We start from the raw sequence: 16,048 nt of genomic DNA on the forward strand, positions 1-16,048 counted from the left end.
TAGACACTAACCCCGAATTTGACCTGTTCCGTAAATCTTATATTTGGTTGAAGTAAGGGCAGGCAGACCCATCGGTCCACGGGCATGGAGTTTCTGTGTACTAATGCCGATCTCTGCACCAAATCCAAATTCAAAGCCATCTGTGAAGCGGGTTGAAGCATTGTGATAAACAGCTGCAGCATCAACCTCCTGTAAGAAGCGTGAAGCGTTATCCGGATCTTCTGTTACGATACATTCCGAGTGCTTCGTGCCATACTGGGCGATATGCTTCATAGCTTCGTCTAAATCGCTGACGATTTTGATATTCAAGATATAATCATTATATTCTGTGGCATAGTCCTCTAATGTTGCAGGTAATGCCCATGGGACAAAGGTTAATGTTTCCTGGCAGCCACGTAATTCAACGTTAACATCACGGAAAGCTTCGGCCAAAGTAAGCAGATATTCGTTTGCGTAATCCCGATGAACGAGTAGCGTCTCCATGGAATTGCAAACCGAAGGGCGCTGTGCTTTAGCATTCAGACTAATGTTCTGAGCCATTTCTGGCAAAGCGCTTGCGTCGAGATAAGTATGGCAGATGCCTGCACCTGTTTCAATGACGGGCACGGTTGCGTTAAGCACAACATTTTGAATAAGTGAACTACCTCCGCGAGGGATAATCACGTCAAGTAGTCCGTTGAGCTTAAGCATTTCATCAACGGAGGAACGGTTGGGATCTTCGATCAACTGTAGCGCATTTTTCGGCATTGAAGTATTTGCTAGAGCGTTGTGAAGAACCTCGACAATTTGTCGGTTGGAGGACAGGGCGGAGGAGCCACCACGCAACACAACAGCGTTACCAGTCTTTAGACACAGACCAGCGGCATCAACAGTTACGTTTGGACGTGCTTCATAGATGATGCCGATGACACCGAGTGGAACACGGAGTTTCTGGATGTTGAGACCATTTGGACGTTCAATAGTTTCTAGCGTGTCACCAATTGGATCAGGTAATACAGCGATTTGTTGAAGTCCTTCTGCGATACTGTTAATTCGGCCAACATCTAACGCTAGTCGATCAAGCATGGACTCGGGAGTACCACTTAAGCGTCCGCGTTCCAGATCTTCCCGGTTGGCAGCAATGATAGCTGGAGCTTCACGACGCAGCGCATCAGCCATAACTAAGAGTGCTTCATTTTTTTGGCCGGTAGTTAGACTCGCTAATACTCCGGTGGTTTCCTTGGCTAATTTTACTTTATTGACAACTTCACTCATGACGATTCCTCCTTAATTTTGTATGGGCAAAATTTTTACCTCAATGTAATCCATTCGTCACGGTGAATGACCTCCAGCCGGTGTACTTCTCCCAGCTTCGGTACAATCTGACGGCTGGGTAAACCTTGAATACTGCGCAGCTGAGTGTCATCGTAATTCACAATCCCGCGTCCCAGCAATTTGGAGTCTGGTCCAAGGACTTCTACAACATCCCCAGCGTGAAAGTTACCTTCGATCTGCTTGACGCCGACAGGCAGCAGACTATGACCGCCATGAAGCAGCGCTTCAACGGCGCCTTCGTCAACGTACAGGGAGCCGAGTGGGGTGGACATGAAGCCAAGCCATTGCTTTTTAACAGGTAAAGAAGATAACTTGGTTGCAAAATAAGTACCTCGGCCCGAGCCTGTCGCTGCGAGTTGTAAATCCCCTGGTTCGGTAGCTCTCCCAACAAAGACGGGCACACCGCCTCGTGTAGCGATCTTGGCAGCATCGATTTTTGAACGCATGCCACCTGTCCCCACACTAGAGCCAGCTCCACCAGCAATAGCATAAATCTCCGGCGTAATATCATCAACGAACTGATAGCGAACAGCGTCGGGATGTTTCCGAGGATCTCCACTATATAAGCCATCCATGTCAGTTAAGACTAGCAATCTGGTTGCTTTCAGCAGGTTAGCTACCAGCGCGGACAAAGTATCGTTATCACCGAATTTTAACTCATCAACGGAGACGGTGTCATTCTCGTTAAATACGGGTACCGCTCCTAGGCGAAGCAGCTCTTCTACCGTCATCATTGCGTTGTTCATAGCTCTGCGACTACAAAAGTCGGTACGGGTTAGTAGGATCTGTGCTGTGGTTATTCCATGCTCAGCAAAGGCTTCCTGATATGCCTGCATGAGCAGTACTTGGCCTACAGCTGCAGCTGCTTGCTTCTCATGCAGCAGCTTCGGACGTGTAGGATAACCGATACTGCGAAAGCCTGCGGCTACAGCACCGGAGGTTACTAATAACACCTCGCAGCCGTTTCTCTTCAATTCGGCAATCTCTGAAGCGAAGAAGGACACGGCTTCGCGATTCAATCCGCCTTCTGTTCCAGTCAGTGAGCTGCTGCCTATTTTGACTACGATTCGTGTCGTCATATCTGTTCACTTCCTCAGTATTTTTATAGATGCTGAAAACGACAAAAAGCCCCCATCCTTAGACTTAGCAAAGGACGAAAGCTTGTAAACTTCCGCGGTACCACCTTCATTGATGAGGGATCATCCGACTTCATTCTCGTAACGGGAGGATCCGTCCTGCTTAGCACAGGCCGCTCGGGGGTAGGATTCGGAACGAAAACCGCGGTAAATTCTTTCAGCCTGTCGGAATTTACTCTCTAGGCGCGGTTAGACTCATTCTTACTGGTCCCGTCTGCACGTTTCACTTATTTTCAATAGAATACCATGGAGATGGTTGCTTTGCAAAGGAAAAACGAAGGAACTATTTCTCGCATTAGAAAGCTTTGATTATTCTGTTTAACCTCTAAGTAAGGGGGGGAATACTTATAATCTGTTACCAAGAGGTGGATTAAATTGACTAAAGACAACAATCCTGAGCAGGCGCAGAATCAAGATCTAAACGAAAAAGCAGAGTTTCAGAATAGTGTAACTGGTGAATTTGTGAAAGATCATACAGGGACACCTAACGATCATGGGCCAGTTAATGAAAGTGCGGCTCGGTGTCAGATGATCAGAGCAGCCTTCCAAGGGTCTATTCTTCGGTTAATTCAGATACCGTAGATTTAAATGTTTCTACAAAAGCCTTAGCAGCTTTAGATAAATAACGTCCGCGTCGATAGGCTACGACAAGAGTTCGGCTAGGGGCAGGATCAGTGAGCGGTAAGTAGACAGGGACGAATTCACTCCGCGGTGCACGGGCAATAAAATGAGGCACAAGAGTTACACCCATTCCAGTGGCGACCAGTGACTGAACTGTTTCCATGTTATTGCTCTCAAAAACAATTTTTGGTTCGAAGCCAGCGTTTCGGCACAGATCCATAGTCATTTTACGGAAGCCTTGGCCTTCTTTAAGTACGATAAATGGCTCGTCCTTTAGTTCTTCCAAAGAGGTCTTAGTTCCATCTAAGCTACGTTTAGCTAGCGGGTGTTCGGGTGGGACTGCAAGATCGATCCTTTCCTCACCCAGTTCTTCGTAAGCAAGAGCCGGAATTTCGAGCGGCAATGAGAGCAGGCTTAAATCAGTCTGACCACTCGCAGTGAGCTTCTCTAGGTTCATGGAGGAGTCTTCGAGCAGAGTGATTTCTACTTCCGGGTAATTTTGTTTAAAAACCGGAAGCACATGCGGTAGTAAATGTGCACCAGTGATCGGCATACTGCCTACAACGACGCGCCCGGTACGTAGTTCAGAAATATCAGACATTTCTTGTCGCAGCAGTTCTACGCCATCAATGATGATTTGGGCTTGCTCTACGAATTTAGATCCAGCATAGGTCAGTTCAACAGAGCTGGTATTTCGCTGGAACAGCATTACACCGAGCTCTTTTTCCAGCTTGGAAAGCTGCTGGCTGAGTGATGGTTGGGCAATGTGCAGCTTGTCCGCTGCACGGGAGAAGTTTTTTTCGGCTGCGATTTGCAGTACATATTGTAGTTGTCTCAGTTCCATGTATAAACTCCTTTGGGAGATTGTTTTTACTTATAAGTATAACCTATGAAACTGAAGTTTTATATAGGTTCGCATGTAAGTTCGTGCGCGAACGCACTGACCGGCAAATAGGAAGGTGTGGTTTACCAGTATTCGCTGGAGTCCTTTATGTTTGCCGGTCTAATTTCGATGCTACGCTATTACGTCTTACTATACTTTGCGGGCTGGAGAGATGCTTTGAGGGTTGTTAAATATATTTCCCGGGTCATATTTAGCTTTGACTCTCCGTAATCTAGGATAGTTCGCTCCATAATATACTGGTCCGGAATTTTTAATTCCCTGGTCTGGAACGTTGATGTAGCTCCCCACGATAAATGGCTGCAGCTTCCGACGTGTATTTCGTACTACGAATATATTTCTGGCAGCTTCCGATTTTTTGATCCATGAGCTATTCCACTCAACATAGAATTTCGCTTTACGCCAGTAAAAGGCTGTAGATTTGGGAGACTTTCGGCTCACAGCTCCACCCCAGTTGAGGAAAAAGAAACCTGCGAATTCTCCCTCCACTTTCTCTAAGAATTCACGCATGGACTTAATTGCCTTGTCCGGGAAGGGTTTTCTTACGAAACCGCTGGAGAACTGGTTGCTGACTCTTTGAGTTAGCACTGGATCAGGCGCTAACATAAAACTCACTACTTTTGTATAGGGCAAAGAGCGGATGATTTGATTCGTAGGCGTTCCAACGCTCGTAACGGGCTTTAAGAGGCGGGAAGCCTCTGCCTTTGATCCGAGGAACAGCCCCGTCATAGTGACATTACCGCCTTTTTTCGGACCAATGGATAATTCACTTCCCAGTTTGGTATTAACGCAAGGAGCCCAGAGTTGCCAAGCTTTGAATACCTTCTCGAACTGATCCCAAGGCCAGGTGATACGAAAAACGGTAGCCGAAGCTGGAGCAGGACGTACTTTGAATTTGTAACTGGTGTAAACTCCGAAATTCCCCCCGCCACCTCCGCGGGAAGCCCAGAGGAGATCAGAGTTATTATTCTTATTGGCACGAATAATTTTCCCTTTGGCATCAACCATTTCGAGTTCGATTAGATTATCACTAACAAGGCCCACGGTTCGCTGGAGCGGCCCGATACCCCCGCCTAGGGTGATGCCTCCGATTCCAACCGTAGGGCTATCGCCGAATGGAGCCATATATCCTTGCCCAGCTAGCGTGTGTGCAATTCTCCCCACTGTATTTCCGGTACCCACAACAACAGTTCCTAATTTTTTATTTAGTTTGATTTTCTTCATTTCACTTACATCGATGACAATACCTCCGGTGACCTGTGAAAGATTAACCTCCAGAGAATGTCTACCGCTTCTTGCACGGATGGGGACTTTATTCTCGTTAGCCCATTTTATGGCGTTCGCAACATCTTGTGTTTTTTGTGCGAAAACGAACACTTTCGGGAATTTGTCAGTATGCGGATCCCAATTCTTACGTGCCGTTTCATACCCTTGATCACCTTTGAAAATAACTCGCCCGGTAAGTCTCGTTCCTGACTTCAATTGTTCCAACTCCTTCTGCGCTAACAAATGCACTGCATTTCAACAACCAGGACCCGATATAGTATGAAGGGCATTCGTCTAAGGAGTGGGCTGACTAGGGTCTCAGCAAAAAAATCATCTTCAATTTATAGGTTAAACCTATCACTTCTATAGATATCATATCTTGGAATTATAAAGATGGTGATGTTATATTTAGATCATTCAAGAGAGACTCCACGCTCTCTTCCAATGAACGATTCTATTAATGAGGTGAAATTATGAGCAACAAGACAATGTTTGAAAAGATTTGGGATAATCATGTTATTCATCAAGAGGAAGGTAAACCTAGCATTATTTATATCGATCTGCATTTGGTTCATGAAGTAACTTCTCCACAAGCTTTCGAAGGACTTCGCCTCAGTAACCGCAAGGTTCGCCGTCCTGAGCTGACTTTCGCTACAATGGATCACAACGTTCCTACCAAGGATCGTTTTAATATTAAAGATCCAATTTCCAAGCAGCAAATTGATACACTTTCTAAAAACTGTGCTGATTTTGGTGTTAGATTGTTCGACCTGAATGATATCGATCAAGGCGTTGTACACGTAATGGGACCTGAGATCGGCTTGACGCACCCTGGTAAAACTATCGTTTGCGGTGACAGCCATACCTCCACACATGGAGCATTTGGTGCGCTGGCTTTTGGTATCGGTACTAGTGAAGTTGAACATGTAATGGCTACCCAATGTTTGCAGCAATCCAAAGCTAAGACTATGGAAGTTCGTTTCACAGGTAAACGCAATCCTGGTGTAACAGCAAAGGATATGATCCTTGGTGTTATTGCTAAGTATGGTACTGATTTTGCAACAGGTTATGTAATTGAATACACAGGTGAAGCTATTCGTGAGCTGTCGATGGAAGAACGTATGACCGTCTGCAACATGTCGATCGAAGGCGGAGCAAGAGCAGGTTTGATCGCTCCTGACGAAACTACTTTTAACTATCTGCGTGGACGTCAATATGTGCCGCAAGGCGAAGCATATGACGCTGCTGTTGAAGGATGGAAGAGTCTTGTTAGTGACGAAGGTGCTCAGTATGATACGGTGGTTGAATTCGATGTGGAGACATTGATTCCACAAGTGACTTGGGGTACTAGCCCGGGCATGGGTACAGATATCAACTCTAGCGTGCCAAATCCGGCTGACTTTACCACTGAAAATGAACGCAAAGCTGCTGAAAAAGCGCTTGAATATATGGACTTGACTCCTGGAACTCCTATTTCTGAAATTCCAATTGATTATGTATTTATCGGTTCTTGTACTAACGGACGGATCGAAGATTTGAGAGCGGCAGCCGTGGTAGCAAAAGGCCATAAAGTCTCTGACAAGGTTACTGCCATTGTTGTTCCTGGATCTGGTCGTGTTAAAATGCAGGCTGAGAAGGAAGGGCTTGATAAAGTCTTTACTGACGCGGGCTTTGAATGGCGCGAAGCGGGATGCAGCATGTGCCTTGCGATGAACCCTGATGTACTGCAACCTGGGCAACGCTGTGCATCTACCTCGAACCGTAACTTTGAAGGACGTCAAGGTCGCGGTGGACGCACGCATCTGGTATCCCCAGCAATGGCTGCTGCAGCTGCGATAAAAGGCCGTTTCACTGATGTACGTGATTGGAACTATAAGACGGAAGCTGTCAGCTCATAGAACTAGAGAGAACACGGGAGGATAAAACTATGGATGCTTTTAAAAAATTAACAGGAATTGTTGCACCAGTAGATCGGGTGAATGTAGATACGGATGCAATTATCCCAAAGCAGTTCTTGAAACGGATTGAACGGACAGGATTTGGACAATTTTTGTTCTACGAATGGCGTTTTGATGAAGCTGGTAACGATAACGCTGCCTTTGAAATGAATAAGCCACGCTATAAAGGTGCTTCTGTCTTGATCTCACGTGCTAACTTTGGCTGTGGTTCCTCACGGGAACATGCACCTTGGGCGATTATGGATTATGGGTTCAGAGTTGTCATTGCACCTTCTTATGCAGATATCTTCTACAACAACTGCTTTAAGAATGGCATTTTGCCGATCAAGCTTTCGGAAGAGCAAGTGGATGAGCTGTTTAATCGGACAGCCGAGCATGATGGCTACCAATTGACCGTGGATCTTGAGAGCAATACACTTCACGATGAATTTGGACTGAGCATCAGCTTTGATCTGGATGAGCACCGTCGTCAGTTCTTGCTGCAAGGTCTGGATGATATCGGATTAACCCTTCAGCATGCAGATGAAATTGCTGCGTATGAAGAGCGTCATGCGGCTAAGTTATTCTCTTAATAATAGGATATAACTGGTTTCATTCTTAACTTTTACAAAAATTACGCAAAACTTCTATTTCCGGGTGTCGGAAATAGAAGTTTTTTTGCTATAATCGAAATATTGATTGGTGATAAAGGAAACATTTGGTGATTTCTGTCGTCTTAATACTTATCTAGATCTATTACTTGCAGAAGGAGCGGGAAAATGAGAAGAGTTGGCTATCGAACGTTGCTACTATTGTTGCTGCCATTATTATTACTATCATTCACTGGACGTGAAGCTGCCGCAGCTGGTAGCAGCTCAGGCAGAATTATTATGGACAATCAAGAGCTTGCTTTACCAAAAGGAATTAAACTTGAGAACGTCAATGGTAGCGTTATGATTCCTGTCAGAGTGGTAGTGGAGAATCTTGGATTTGAGGTATTGTGGGAGCAGCAGGCCCGCAAAGTAACGGTTCACCAAGATGGAAAAAGCATTGAGCTGGCTGTAGGAAAAAAAACAGCTGATGCGGATGGAGTAACGTTTGATTTAAATGCAGCACCCAAGCAAAGTGGTGGTACAGTTCTCGTTCCGATTCGCTTCGTAAGTGAACAGTTCGGTCTAAAGGTTGGCTGGGATAATAGCGATAAAACGGTCTATTTGACGGGTGGACAAGCTTCGGTGGCTACACCTGAGGGAACCGTTACTAGTCCAACAGCAACAAGTACTCCTTCTCCAACTCAGATGACTACACCCGGCGTGGATAATGGCACAAGCGCTGGAAGTGTTTTGCCCTCACCGACACCACAATCATCCTCAGTACCAGGAAGCACTGGTGTGAATGCAGCAGGTCCGCTTGTAAATGGGGCAGCCTTCACTGAGAATCGATTAATCATCGCTGTTTCTGGGGCTCCTAAACCTAGCATCACAAAAATGAGCAGTCCAGATCGAATCGTCGTAGATTTTCCCGGTGCAGCTTTTGCTCCTGATTTCGTAGGAGGTCTACCGAGTATTACCACAAACGGAAGTCCGCAAGGGAAGCTGGATGTTACTGGTTACCCTCTAGTTTCTGAGATCCGGTATGCGTTGTTCAGTGTAAGTCCTTCTACTGTTAGGTTCGTGATTCAAACGGTCGGGAGCCAGCCTTATCAATTAAGTACGGATGAAAGTACTGGACTGGTGACACTGGATTTGAATGTTACAGGCAGTGAAGGGAACACCTCAGGTGGTAGTGGAATGACTGGAAAGCCAGTTGTAGTTCTCGACGCGGGTCATGGAGGGACACAATCAGGAGCAGTCAGTCTCACGGGTAAGCTGGAAAAAGACTTCAATCTAGCAGTTATCCGTAAAGTACAAACACTACTTATGCAGGAAGCTTTGGTTGACGTCGTATTTACTAGGACTGAAGACATTACGTTGGGTCTTCAGGATCGAGTAAATATCGCAGAAGCAGCAAAGGCTAATCTATTTATTTCAGTGCATGGGAATTCACTAGAGCTGGGTTATCCGAATAGAGATAAAATAAATGGCAGTGAAACGTACTATTCGCGTAGTGGGAGTCTGCCGCTTGCTCAGGTCATGCACAAACATCTGATAGCAGGTACTGGATTCAAGGACAACGGAGTAAGAACGAAAAGCCTGCATGTTACAAGAGAAACCAGTATGCCGGCAGTACTTCTAGAAGTGGGGTATCTTACTAATTCAGGAAATGAATCAGGGATGTATAGTGAGCAGCTTCAAGACAAATTAGCGAGAGAAATTGTAGCCGGTATTAAGGAATATCTAGGACTTTAATGCTTAATGTTGGTGAGATTTCTCAATTTTTATGGAATATATTCGCAACCTTTATAGATTATTAGCGTCTAATAGAGGTCTGAGGTTGACGTAGACAGGCCATCACGATCGCCATTCACAGGCGAATACTAGATTTAGAGGTGAAGAATGAAGAAATTCAGTTTGATGTTGTTTTTGTTGCTCTTAGTATTTGTTTTGCCTGAGAACGGACATGCTGCTGCCGGGAATAGCAAGATTTTTCTGGACGGCAAGGAGCTGACCGCAGGGCAAAATGTCCCGGTTGAGAATGTGAATGATACAATCATGGTGCCGTTAAGGTTGATCTCTGAAAGCCTTGGATATAACGTGGGTTGGGATCAGAAGAGCAAGACGGTAACGATTGAACAGCAAGGAAAGGTCATCAAACTGGTTGTGAATCAAAAGATAGCCTCAGTTGATGATAAGACAGTAACACTTACCACAGCACCTATCCTTCGTAGTAATACGACACTTGTACCGATTCGGTTCATTAGTGAACAGTTTGGACTAAATGTCTCGTGGGACAACGTGAAGAAGAGTGTGTATCTTATTACCCCAGGATCCTCAAATGATAACGGTAGTTCAGGTGGAAATACTGAAAATGGTGGATCTGAGGTTGTACCTCCGGTAGATCCTTCTAAGAATTTAACGATGGTAAATGGTGTGAGCTTTAGTGAAAATCGTTTGAGCATTGCCATGGAGGGTAATTCAGTACCGAAAGTGACAGTGATGACTGGGCCGGATCGGTTAGTTGTTGATTTACCTAATGCCACCTTCTCAGACCTATTTGGCACAGGACAGATCCTTGATCCTGACCTAAACGGTAGCTTGGAAGTGAAAGATTATCCCGATGTATCAGGAGTACGTTACTCCCTTTATAGCACGAATCCTTATACAGTACGTTTTGTAATCGATTTGAACTATGCTAAGAATTACAACGTTAGCGTAACTGGAGACGATTCTAAGCTGGTTGTAATCGATCTAAATGCGGAAAGCACTGATGATACTACTACACAACCAGGAAATAATGGCAGAAAGCTAGTAGTATTAGATGCAGGGCATGGGGCTAAAGATTCTGGAGCAGTGGGTGTTACAGGTAAATACGAGAAGAATTTTAATTTGGCCATCGTACTTAAGACAGCTGAATTGCTGAAAAAAGAAAGTAATATTGACGTCGTGTTAACACGAAGTAATGATACTTTCTTGGAGCTTAAAGAAAGAGCAGCTATGGCGAATAATTTAAAAGCTGATATCTTCATATCTGTACACGCCAATAGCTCAGGTTCCTCATCAGCTAGTGGAACAGAAACGTATTATCAACGGGAAGCCAGTAAAGCATTGGCGAACGTGATGCATAAATACCTTGTTCAAGCTACAGGGCTTAGCGATCGCGGTGTACGTTATGGGAATTTCCATGTTATCCGTGAAACGAAAATGCCTGCAGTATTACTTGAAGTGGGATACCTTAGCAACAAAAAAGATGAAGCATTGCTCTTTACAGATGCACTTCAAAACAAAGTTGCGGCTTCAATAGTGAGTGGGATTAAGGAATATTTGGGTATAAAATAACAGACCAGTGGCAGACGAGCGCCGCAAAGTCAGCTTTCTGCTTTTATTTTAAAAGGCAAGAAGTGGTTTTGCGGTACCTGTCTGCCCGTATTCATCTAGAGGAGGCGTTTATTAATGATGAAACAAAAATGGAGTACAATTGGGATCGCTACACTGCTTCTGCTAGTGATTGCTGGCTGTGGAGACAAGCCTACTGCGGCTCCAGCAAATGGTGTGGAGCAAGATACTTCAAATGTTGTAAGTGGTGCGGGGGAAAGTACACCGGCTCCAAGCGATGAACCAGGAAATGAAGTGACTAGCACTCCGCAACCGACAGCAGATAATAGCAACACAGAAACTCAGGCAACTGCAAAGCCAGTAGCAGATGAGAAGCAAAAACAGAGCCAGAGTATCGATGCATATTATACGGATTCACAAGTTATGGATCTGATTCCTGCTAAGACTAGCATTAGCTTCTCTGACGATGCCCAGAAATATACAGAGACGTTCAAAGCATTGCAAAGCAACGAGAATACTGACCTTGTATCATTATGGGGCAAAATTGAACTGAAATCGTTAAAGTTTGTTGATGGTCAAATTGTGATGGATCTTCATAAACCTGAAGAAGCACAGCTGGGTGCTGGTGGGGAGTCCTTAGCGATTTCATCACTTGCCAAAACCTATTTTCAATTTGAAGAAGTAAAAAGCATCGAAGTTTTGGTGGATGGTGAAAAGGTTGAAAGCTTGATGGGTCATGTTGACCTAATGCATCCTATGACTAGAGATAATAGCTAATTGTTATTACAACAAAGGATAAAAGCATCTAACTGACGAACTTTAAACTATACTATTTATTTGAGTCATAGAGAGGGGAATAATCTATTGTCCGCGCAAAAAAGGTCAAAACGTCCATTAAAGGCTTATTCTACGAAAGCAGTATCGGCTGTTATGGCTGGAACCATGATTTTTAGTGGCGCAAGCGCAGTGTTTGCAGATACAGCCGCTACAGCAGCAACAACTACTACACAATCTGTAGGCATTTTTAGCGATGTGAAGGCAGGCTTTTGGGCTGAAAAGCATATTTATAAATTAGCATCACAAGGGATTGTGGTTGGAAATAATGGTTTATTCCGCCCGGGAGATTCTGTAACTCAGCAGGAAGCCGTGCTTATGGCATTACGGTTTATGAAGTTGCAGGATAAAGTGGATACTTCTTCAACGGTTGCCTTACCTAATGATTTTAAGGTTACGAATTATTACAAGGATTATGTAGTGTTGGCCTTTCAACAAGGTCTACTTGATAAGGCTACTGAAATGGCTCCAGATAATCTGAAGACTTCTTGGGGAGAGCGTAAAGCCTCCCGCGAATGGATTGCTGAACTCTTAATTCGTGCACTAGGAAAAAGTGCAGATGCAGCCGTAGCAGCTAGTGCGCCGACAGGCTTTGCGGATGATGCTAAAGTGTCTGCAAACAAAAGAGGGTACATCAACGTTGCGGTTGATCTGAAACTAGCCAATGGTCTTGACGGTAATCGCTTTGATCCACAAGGAGCCGTGACCCGTGCTCAATTGGCGACCTTTTTCAGCCGTGCGGAAGCTCACAATACGGTTGAATATGACAACACGGTATCAGGAACAATCAGTCAACTAGCAGATGGGAAACTATCCGTTTATAACAACGGAAAGACTTCTACATATACCCTTGGAGCGAGCACCGCTTATTACACAAGCGCTTCTGAAAGTAGAATAAATCTAAGTGATATCCAACCTTACACAAAGGTTACTGTAATTGGAGCGACATATAACGCAGCCTATGTTGAAGTGACTGACCCTACACAACAAGTGGAGAGCCTTTCCGGAAGCTTCGCAATGGTAGCACCTGGTAATAAGCTATGGCTGAAATCAGCTACTGGGTTCACTGAATATTACTACGATGAAGCGACTACCTTTGTAGATGCGAATGGGACTCCAATTGAATCTGCTTCGCTGGTAGCAGATAGTGTAGTTACGTTGCAACGTGAAACTTATAGTGGGTCACATAAAGTGGTCAAGGTTCAAGTGACTTCAGGCGTTGTTAACAAAACGACGACAGGTACCGTTCAAAGTATAGATCTTACTGGGAAAAGCATTACGTTTAAAAATGCTGCTGGTACGGTGGAAACCTTTAAATGGGAAGATGGAACTTCATTATTCAGCTCGCAATCATCAGTGCTGCAGCCAGCAGATTTAAAGACAGGTGCTGCTGTTAAATATACGATTAAGGAAAATGTGATACGTACTGTAGAAGTGACAGAAGGTGTTGAACGGACAGTTCAAGGTGTACTTACCGAACTGAGCAATTCAACAGTTGTGTATAAAAAAACGGACGGAACACGTGAAGTTAAACTGTTAGGCACGAAGCCGGTGATTGTTATTCCGAATATGAATAGCGCTGTGGCTGATGATCTTATAGCTGATACAGTAGGTGGGGACAAAATTCAGCTTACGCTGAACAGCAGTGATCAAGTCATAAAGATTGAAGTGTTAAGCCGTCAAATTGAGCAGTATAGTGGAGCGACGGTTATTGACTATAATACTAAAACACAGCTGTTGACAGTTATGGATACTGAAAAAAAGGCACATGTCGTTCAGTTGGATGAAAAAACAAAATTGTTGATTGAAGGCGTACTTCCTAACTTAAGTAATGTCGGTACGAAACTTGTTGAGAACCGTAAAGTGAATTTAACGGCAATAGGTCAACGGGCTCTGTCTTTGGAAATTGTCACAAAGTACGAAGGAACCCTGTCTGCTGTTAATTCTTCTTTTAAAACAATTGTATTGAAGCTTAAGGACAGTGGGCAAACTATAACAATGCCTTATCCACAATTAGTTGATATTTTTGGGAAGACTAATCCAACCTTAAGTGATGTTCCTGTTGGTAGTAATGTGACAGCCTCACTGACAACTAGTCAGGATCTAATTGCAGTATTGAAAGTAAAGACCGTTCTTCAGGTTGAAGCAGCAACCGTTAATTCTGGAACCAACCGTATAAGTATTAAATGGAATGGGGGGACCAGTGAGATTAATACTGCGGCGCTCCCAATAACAAATGAAGCCGGTGAGAGCATTAAGATAACCGCTTTGAAATCGGGAGATTATCTGAATGTGACTTTTGATGGAAGCACACCGCTCGCTATTCAGGCAGTTAAGCTTACAACGGGTCAGATTAGTTCAGTAGGAGCTGCAACGAATAGCTTAATTGTGAAGGAGTATGCTGGAGCAGCACAAAACTTTACTGTAAGCGGTGGGGTTAGAATCGTACGTGATGGCGCCACAACAACTGCTCTTAGTAACTTAACAACAGCGGACAGAGTGGAGATTCGTAAAGACACGGATGGAGCGACAGTCATTCGTGTGTTACCACAGTTAACTCGTTCATTCTCTCGCTATGACAGTACGACGAACTCATTGGTGACTAAGAGAGCTAATCTGAACGATAAGTATCAGTTCACTCTTGCTTCAAATGTATATATTCATCAAGGAGATACGACATTGTCCGTGCAATCTTTGAAGGAAAATGATAATATTATAATGTATTTCAATAATGATATCGTGGTTGAAATTGTGAAACAATAGTAGCAATGGTGGATTTCTGAGTGAATCACCGTCTTGACACAGGAGCTTTGCCTGCGTCAAGACGTTTTTTTTGAAATATAAGAAAGTTTAAGAGTTGTATTTTCTTGAAATGTATGAAACCATACGTTATAATACAGACTTTGCTTATATTTCTTTACATTAGAGATGACGCTCATGTGAGTTTTAATGAGCGTAATCGCTCCGTGGAGGGGACACTATGAAAGTTGCAGAGGTCCGCCACATTTTGGATACGATTGGAGACTTGTTCCCTGATGCTCATTGCGAGCTAAATCACAGTAACGCTTTTGAATTAACGATAGCGGTACTGTTATCAGCCCAATGTACGGATGCAACGGTGAACAAAGTGACCGTGGACCTGTTCCAAAAGTACAAAGCCCCCATCGATTATATTTCTGTACCGCTGGAGGAATTGGAGGGGGATATCCGGCGCATCGGCCTATATCGTAACAAAGCTAAGCATATCCAAAGCCTATGCTCTATACTCATAGAACAGTATGGTGGCGAGGTGCCTGAGGCTCATGACTTGCTTGTAACTTTACCCGGTGTAGGTCGTAAAACTGCAAATGTAGTAGTATCCAATGCTTTTGGAGTTCCTGCCATTGCAGTGGACACGCATGTGGAGAGGGTTGCTAAACGACTTGCATTAGCAGGCTGGAAAGATTCTGTGCTGGAAGTGGAAAAGAAGCTGATGAAGGCTGTGCCACGTGACGAATGGACGATCACTCATCACCGGCTTATCTTTTTCGGACGATATCACTGCAAGGCACAGAACCCAAAATGTCAAGTTTGCCCGCTCCTTGATGTATGTCGAGAGGGCAAAAAACGTATGAAAACAGCTGTTGTCAGGAAAGCTAAAGATCATACGCCAAAAAGTTAGAGTTGAAGAAGAGGATGGGATAGAGATGAAATGCATTTCTGTATACACAGATAATTTTGAAGTGTTCTCGGATATTTTTGATCGCGTAGTGGAAAGCCCACTCGAAGAGAACGAAGAGCAAGAAGTAGAAGGTATCACGATCAGTCATTCCGGTGACGTTCCTGAACACTATTTTGAGCGTATGTCAGTGAAACCCGAGGTTGTTGTAATGAGAGATAAATCTCGTGGTTTGACTATTCTGCAACACGGAAAAGTATTCGAAATTCTGTTGCCTGTTTCGGAAACTGCATAAATTTAGAAGTGATAAAAGGAGTCGGCCCTAGAGCTGGCTCCTTTTTTGCTTCTTACTTTTCTAGCGAAAAAGCAGAAAGATGTTTGAATAACCTCATTTCGTAAGAGATGATAGGTTATTTTGTAAGTAGTGTGTATTTAATTTGTGTCAAACT

General features: G+C 44.2%; 13 protein-coding genes. 9 read left to right on the plus strand and 4 right to left on the minus strand.

Annotation, left to right across the window (positions count from 1 at the left end):
• Nucleotides 1-6: 6 nt before the first annotated feature.
• A complete protein-coding gene (locus tag MKY52_RS18815) occupies nt 7-1,254 on the minus strand; it encodes a glutamate-5-semialdehyde dehydrogenase (protein WP_341052782.1) in 1,248 nt (415 codons plus the stop codon).
• 35 nt (nt 1,255-1,289) lie between these two features.
• The gene (gene proB / locus MKY52_RS18820) at nt 1,290-2,393 is read right to left on the minus strand and encodes a glutamate 5-kinase (RefSeq protein ID WP_042190091.1); all 1,104 of its coding nucleotides are present in this window, start codon (nt 2,391-2,393) and stop codon (nt 1,290-1,292) included.
• 432 nt (nt 2,394-2,825) lie between these two features.
• Here proB and MKY52_RS18825 point away from each other — a divergent pair, with 432 nt between their 5' ends.
• Entirely contained in the window at nt 2,826-3,032 is a 207-nt protein-coding gene (locus MKY52_RS18825) for a hypothetical protein (protein ID WP_341052783.1), read from the plus strand.
• On the opposite strand, the gene MKY52_RS18830 is transcribed toward MKY52_RS18825, so the two are convergent.
• On the minus strand, nt 3,004-3,915 hold the full coding sequence (locus MKY52_RS18830; RefSeq protein WP_076284590.1) for a LysR family transcriptional regulator: 912 nt from the start codon (nt 3,913-3,915) through the stop codon (nt 3,004-3,006). The two genes, MKY52_RS18825 and MKY52_RS18830, sit on opposite strands and share 29 nt — an antisense overlap.
• Before the next feature lie 189 nt (nt 3,916-4,104).
• The gene (locus MKY52_RS18835) at nt 4,105-5,454 is read right to left on the minus strand and encodes an FAD-binding oxidoreductase (protein ID WP_341052785.1); all 1,350 of its coding nucleotides are present in this window, start codon (nt 5,452-5,454) and stop codon (nt 4,105-4,107) included.
• A gap of 257 nt (nt 5,455-5,711) precedes the next feature.
• Here MKY52_RS18835 and leuC point away from each other — a divergent pair, with 257 nt between their 5' ends.
• The 8 genes from leuC (at nt 5,712) to MKY52_RS18875 (ending at nt 15,894) form a co-directional block, all read left to right on the plus strand.
• Nucleotides 5,712-7,136 (plus strand): 3-isopropylmalate dehydratase large subunit, encoded by a 1,425-nt coding sequence (gene leuC, locus MKY52_RS18840; protein WP_042190084.1) that lies wholly within the window; start codon nt 5,712-5,714, stop codon nt 7,134-7,136.
• A gap of 29 nt (nt 7,137-7,165) precedes the next feature.
• The gene (gene leuD, locus MKY52_RS18845) at nt 7,166-7,768 is read left to right on the plus strand and encodes a 3-isopropylmalate dehydratase small subunit (protein WP_042190082.1); all 603 of its coding nucleotides are present in this window, start codon (nt 7,166-7,168) and stop codon (nt 7,766-7,768) included.
• Between the two features lie 186 nt (nt 7,769-7,954).
• Nucleotides 7,955-9,523: an N-acetylmuramoyl-L-alanine amidase family protein gene (locus MKY52_RS18850; protein ID WP_341052788.1), complete on the plus strand. Its 1,569-nt coding sequence runs from the start codon at nt 7,955-7,957 to the stop codon at nt 9,521-9,523.
• A 147-nt stretch (nt 9,524-9,670) separates the two neighbouring features.
• Nucleotides 9,671-11,110 carry an N-acetylmuramoyl-L-alanine amidase family protein gene (locus tag MKY52_RS18855; protein ID WP_076284593.1) on the plus strand — a complete coding sequence of 480 codons (1,440 nt, stop codon included), beginning with the start codon at nt 9,671-9,673 and terminating at the stop codon, nt 11,108-11,110.
• A gap of 114 nt (nt 11,111-11,224) precedes the next feature.
• Nucleotides 11,225-11,884 carry a GerMN domain-containing protein gene (locus tag MKY52_RS18860; protein WP_341052791.1) on the plus strand — a complete coding sequence of 220 codons (660 nt, stop codon included), beginning with the start codon at nt 11,225-11,227 and terminating at the stop codon, nt 11,882-11,884.
• Between the two features lie 87 nt (nt 11,885-11,971).
• Entirely contained in the window at nt 11,972-14,704 is a 2,733-nt protein-coding gene (locus tag MKY52_RS18865) for an S-layer homology domain-containing protein (RefSeq protein WP_341052793.1), read from the plus strand.
• A 217-nt stretch (nt 14,705-14,921) separates the two neighbouring features.
• Nucleotides 14,922-15,602 (plus strand): endonuclease III, encoded by a 681-nt coding sequence (nth, locus tag MKY52_RS18870; protein ID WP_042190074.1) that lies wholly within the window; start codon nt 14,922-14,924, stop codon nt 15,600-15,602.
• 25 nt (nt 15,603-15,627) lie between these two features.
• A complete protein-coding gene (locus MKY52_RS18875; RefSeq protein WP_042129455.1) occupies nt 15,628-15,894 on the plus strand; it encodes a hypothetical protein in 267 nt (88 codons plus the stop codon).
• Nucleotides 15,895-16,048: the final 154 nt, after the last annotated feature.

The organism is Paenibacillus sp. FSL P4-0184 (assembly GCF_038004625.1).
In the GTDB taxonomy this organism is placed as follows: Bacteria; Bacillota; Bacilli; order Paenibacillales; family Paenibacillaceae; genus Paenibacillus_AQ.

What these genes read in the sequence shown, in the direction of transcription:
- leuD (WP_042190082.1), top strand. Translation starts at nt 7,166, where the DNA reads ATGGATGCTTTTAAAAAATTAACAGGAATTGTTGCACCAGTAGATCGG.
- MKY52_RS18875 (WP_042129455.1), top strand. Translation starts at nt 15,628, where the DNA reads ATGAAATGCATTTCTGTATACACAGATAATTTTGAAGTGTTCTCGGAT.
- MKY52_RS18860 (WP_341052791.1), top strand. Translation starts at nt 11,225, where the DNA reads ATGATGAAACAAAAATGGAGTACAATTGGGATCGCTACACTGCTTCTG.
- MKY52_RS18850 (WP_341052788.1), top strand. Translation starts at nt 7,955, where the DNA reads ATGAGAAGAGTTGGCTATCGAACGTTGCTACTATTGTTGCTGCCATTA.
- nth (WP_042190074.1), top strand. Translation starts at nt 14,922, where the DNA reads ATGAAAGTTGCAGAGGTCCGCCACATTTTGGATACGATTGGAGACTTG.
- leuC (WP_042190084.1), top strand. Translation starts at nt 5,712, where the DNA reads ATGAGCAACAAGACAATGTTTGAAAAGATTTGGGATAATCATGTTATT.
- proB (WP_042190091.1), bottom strand. Translation starts at nt 2,393, where the DNA reads ATGACGACACGAATCGTAGTCAAAATAGGCAGCAGCTCACTGACTGGA.
- MKY52_RS18830 (WP_076284590.1), bottom strand. Translation starts at nt 3,915, where the DNA reads ATGGAACTGAGACAACTACAATATGTACTGCAAATCGCAGCCGAAAAA.
- MKY52_RS18855 (WP_076284593.1), top strand. Translation starts at nt 9,671, where the DNA reads ATGAAGAAATTCAGTTTGATGTTGTTTTTGTTGCTCTTAGTATTTGTT.
- MKY52_RS18815 (WP_341052782.1), bottom strand. Translation starts at nt 1,254, where the DNA reads ATGAGTGAAGTTGTCAATAAAGTAAAATTAGCCAAGGAAACCACCGGA.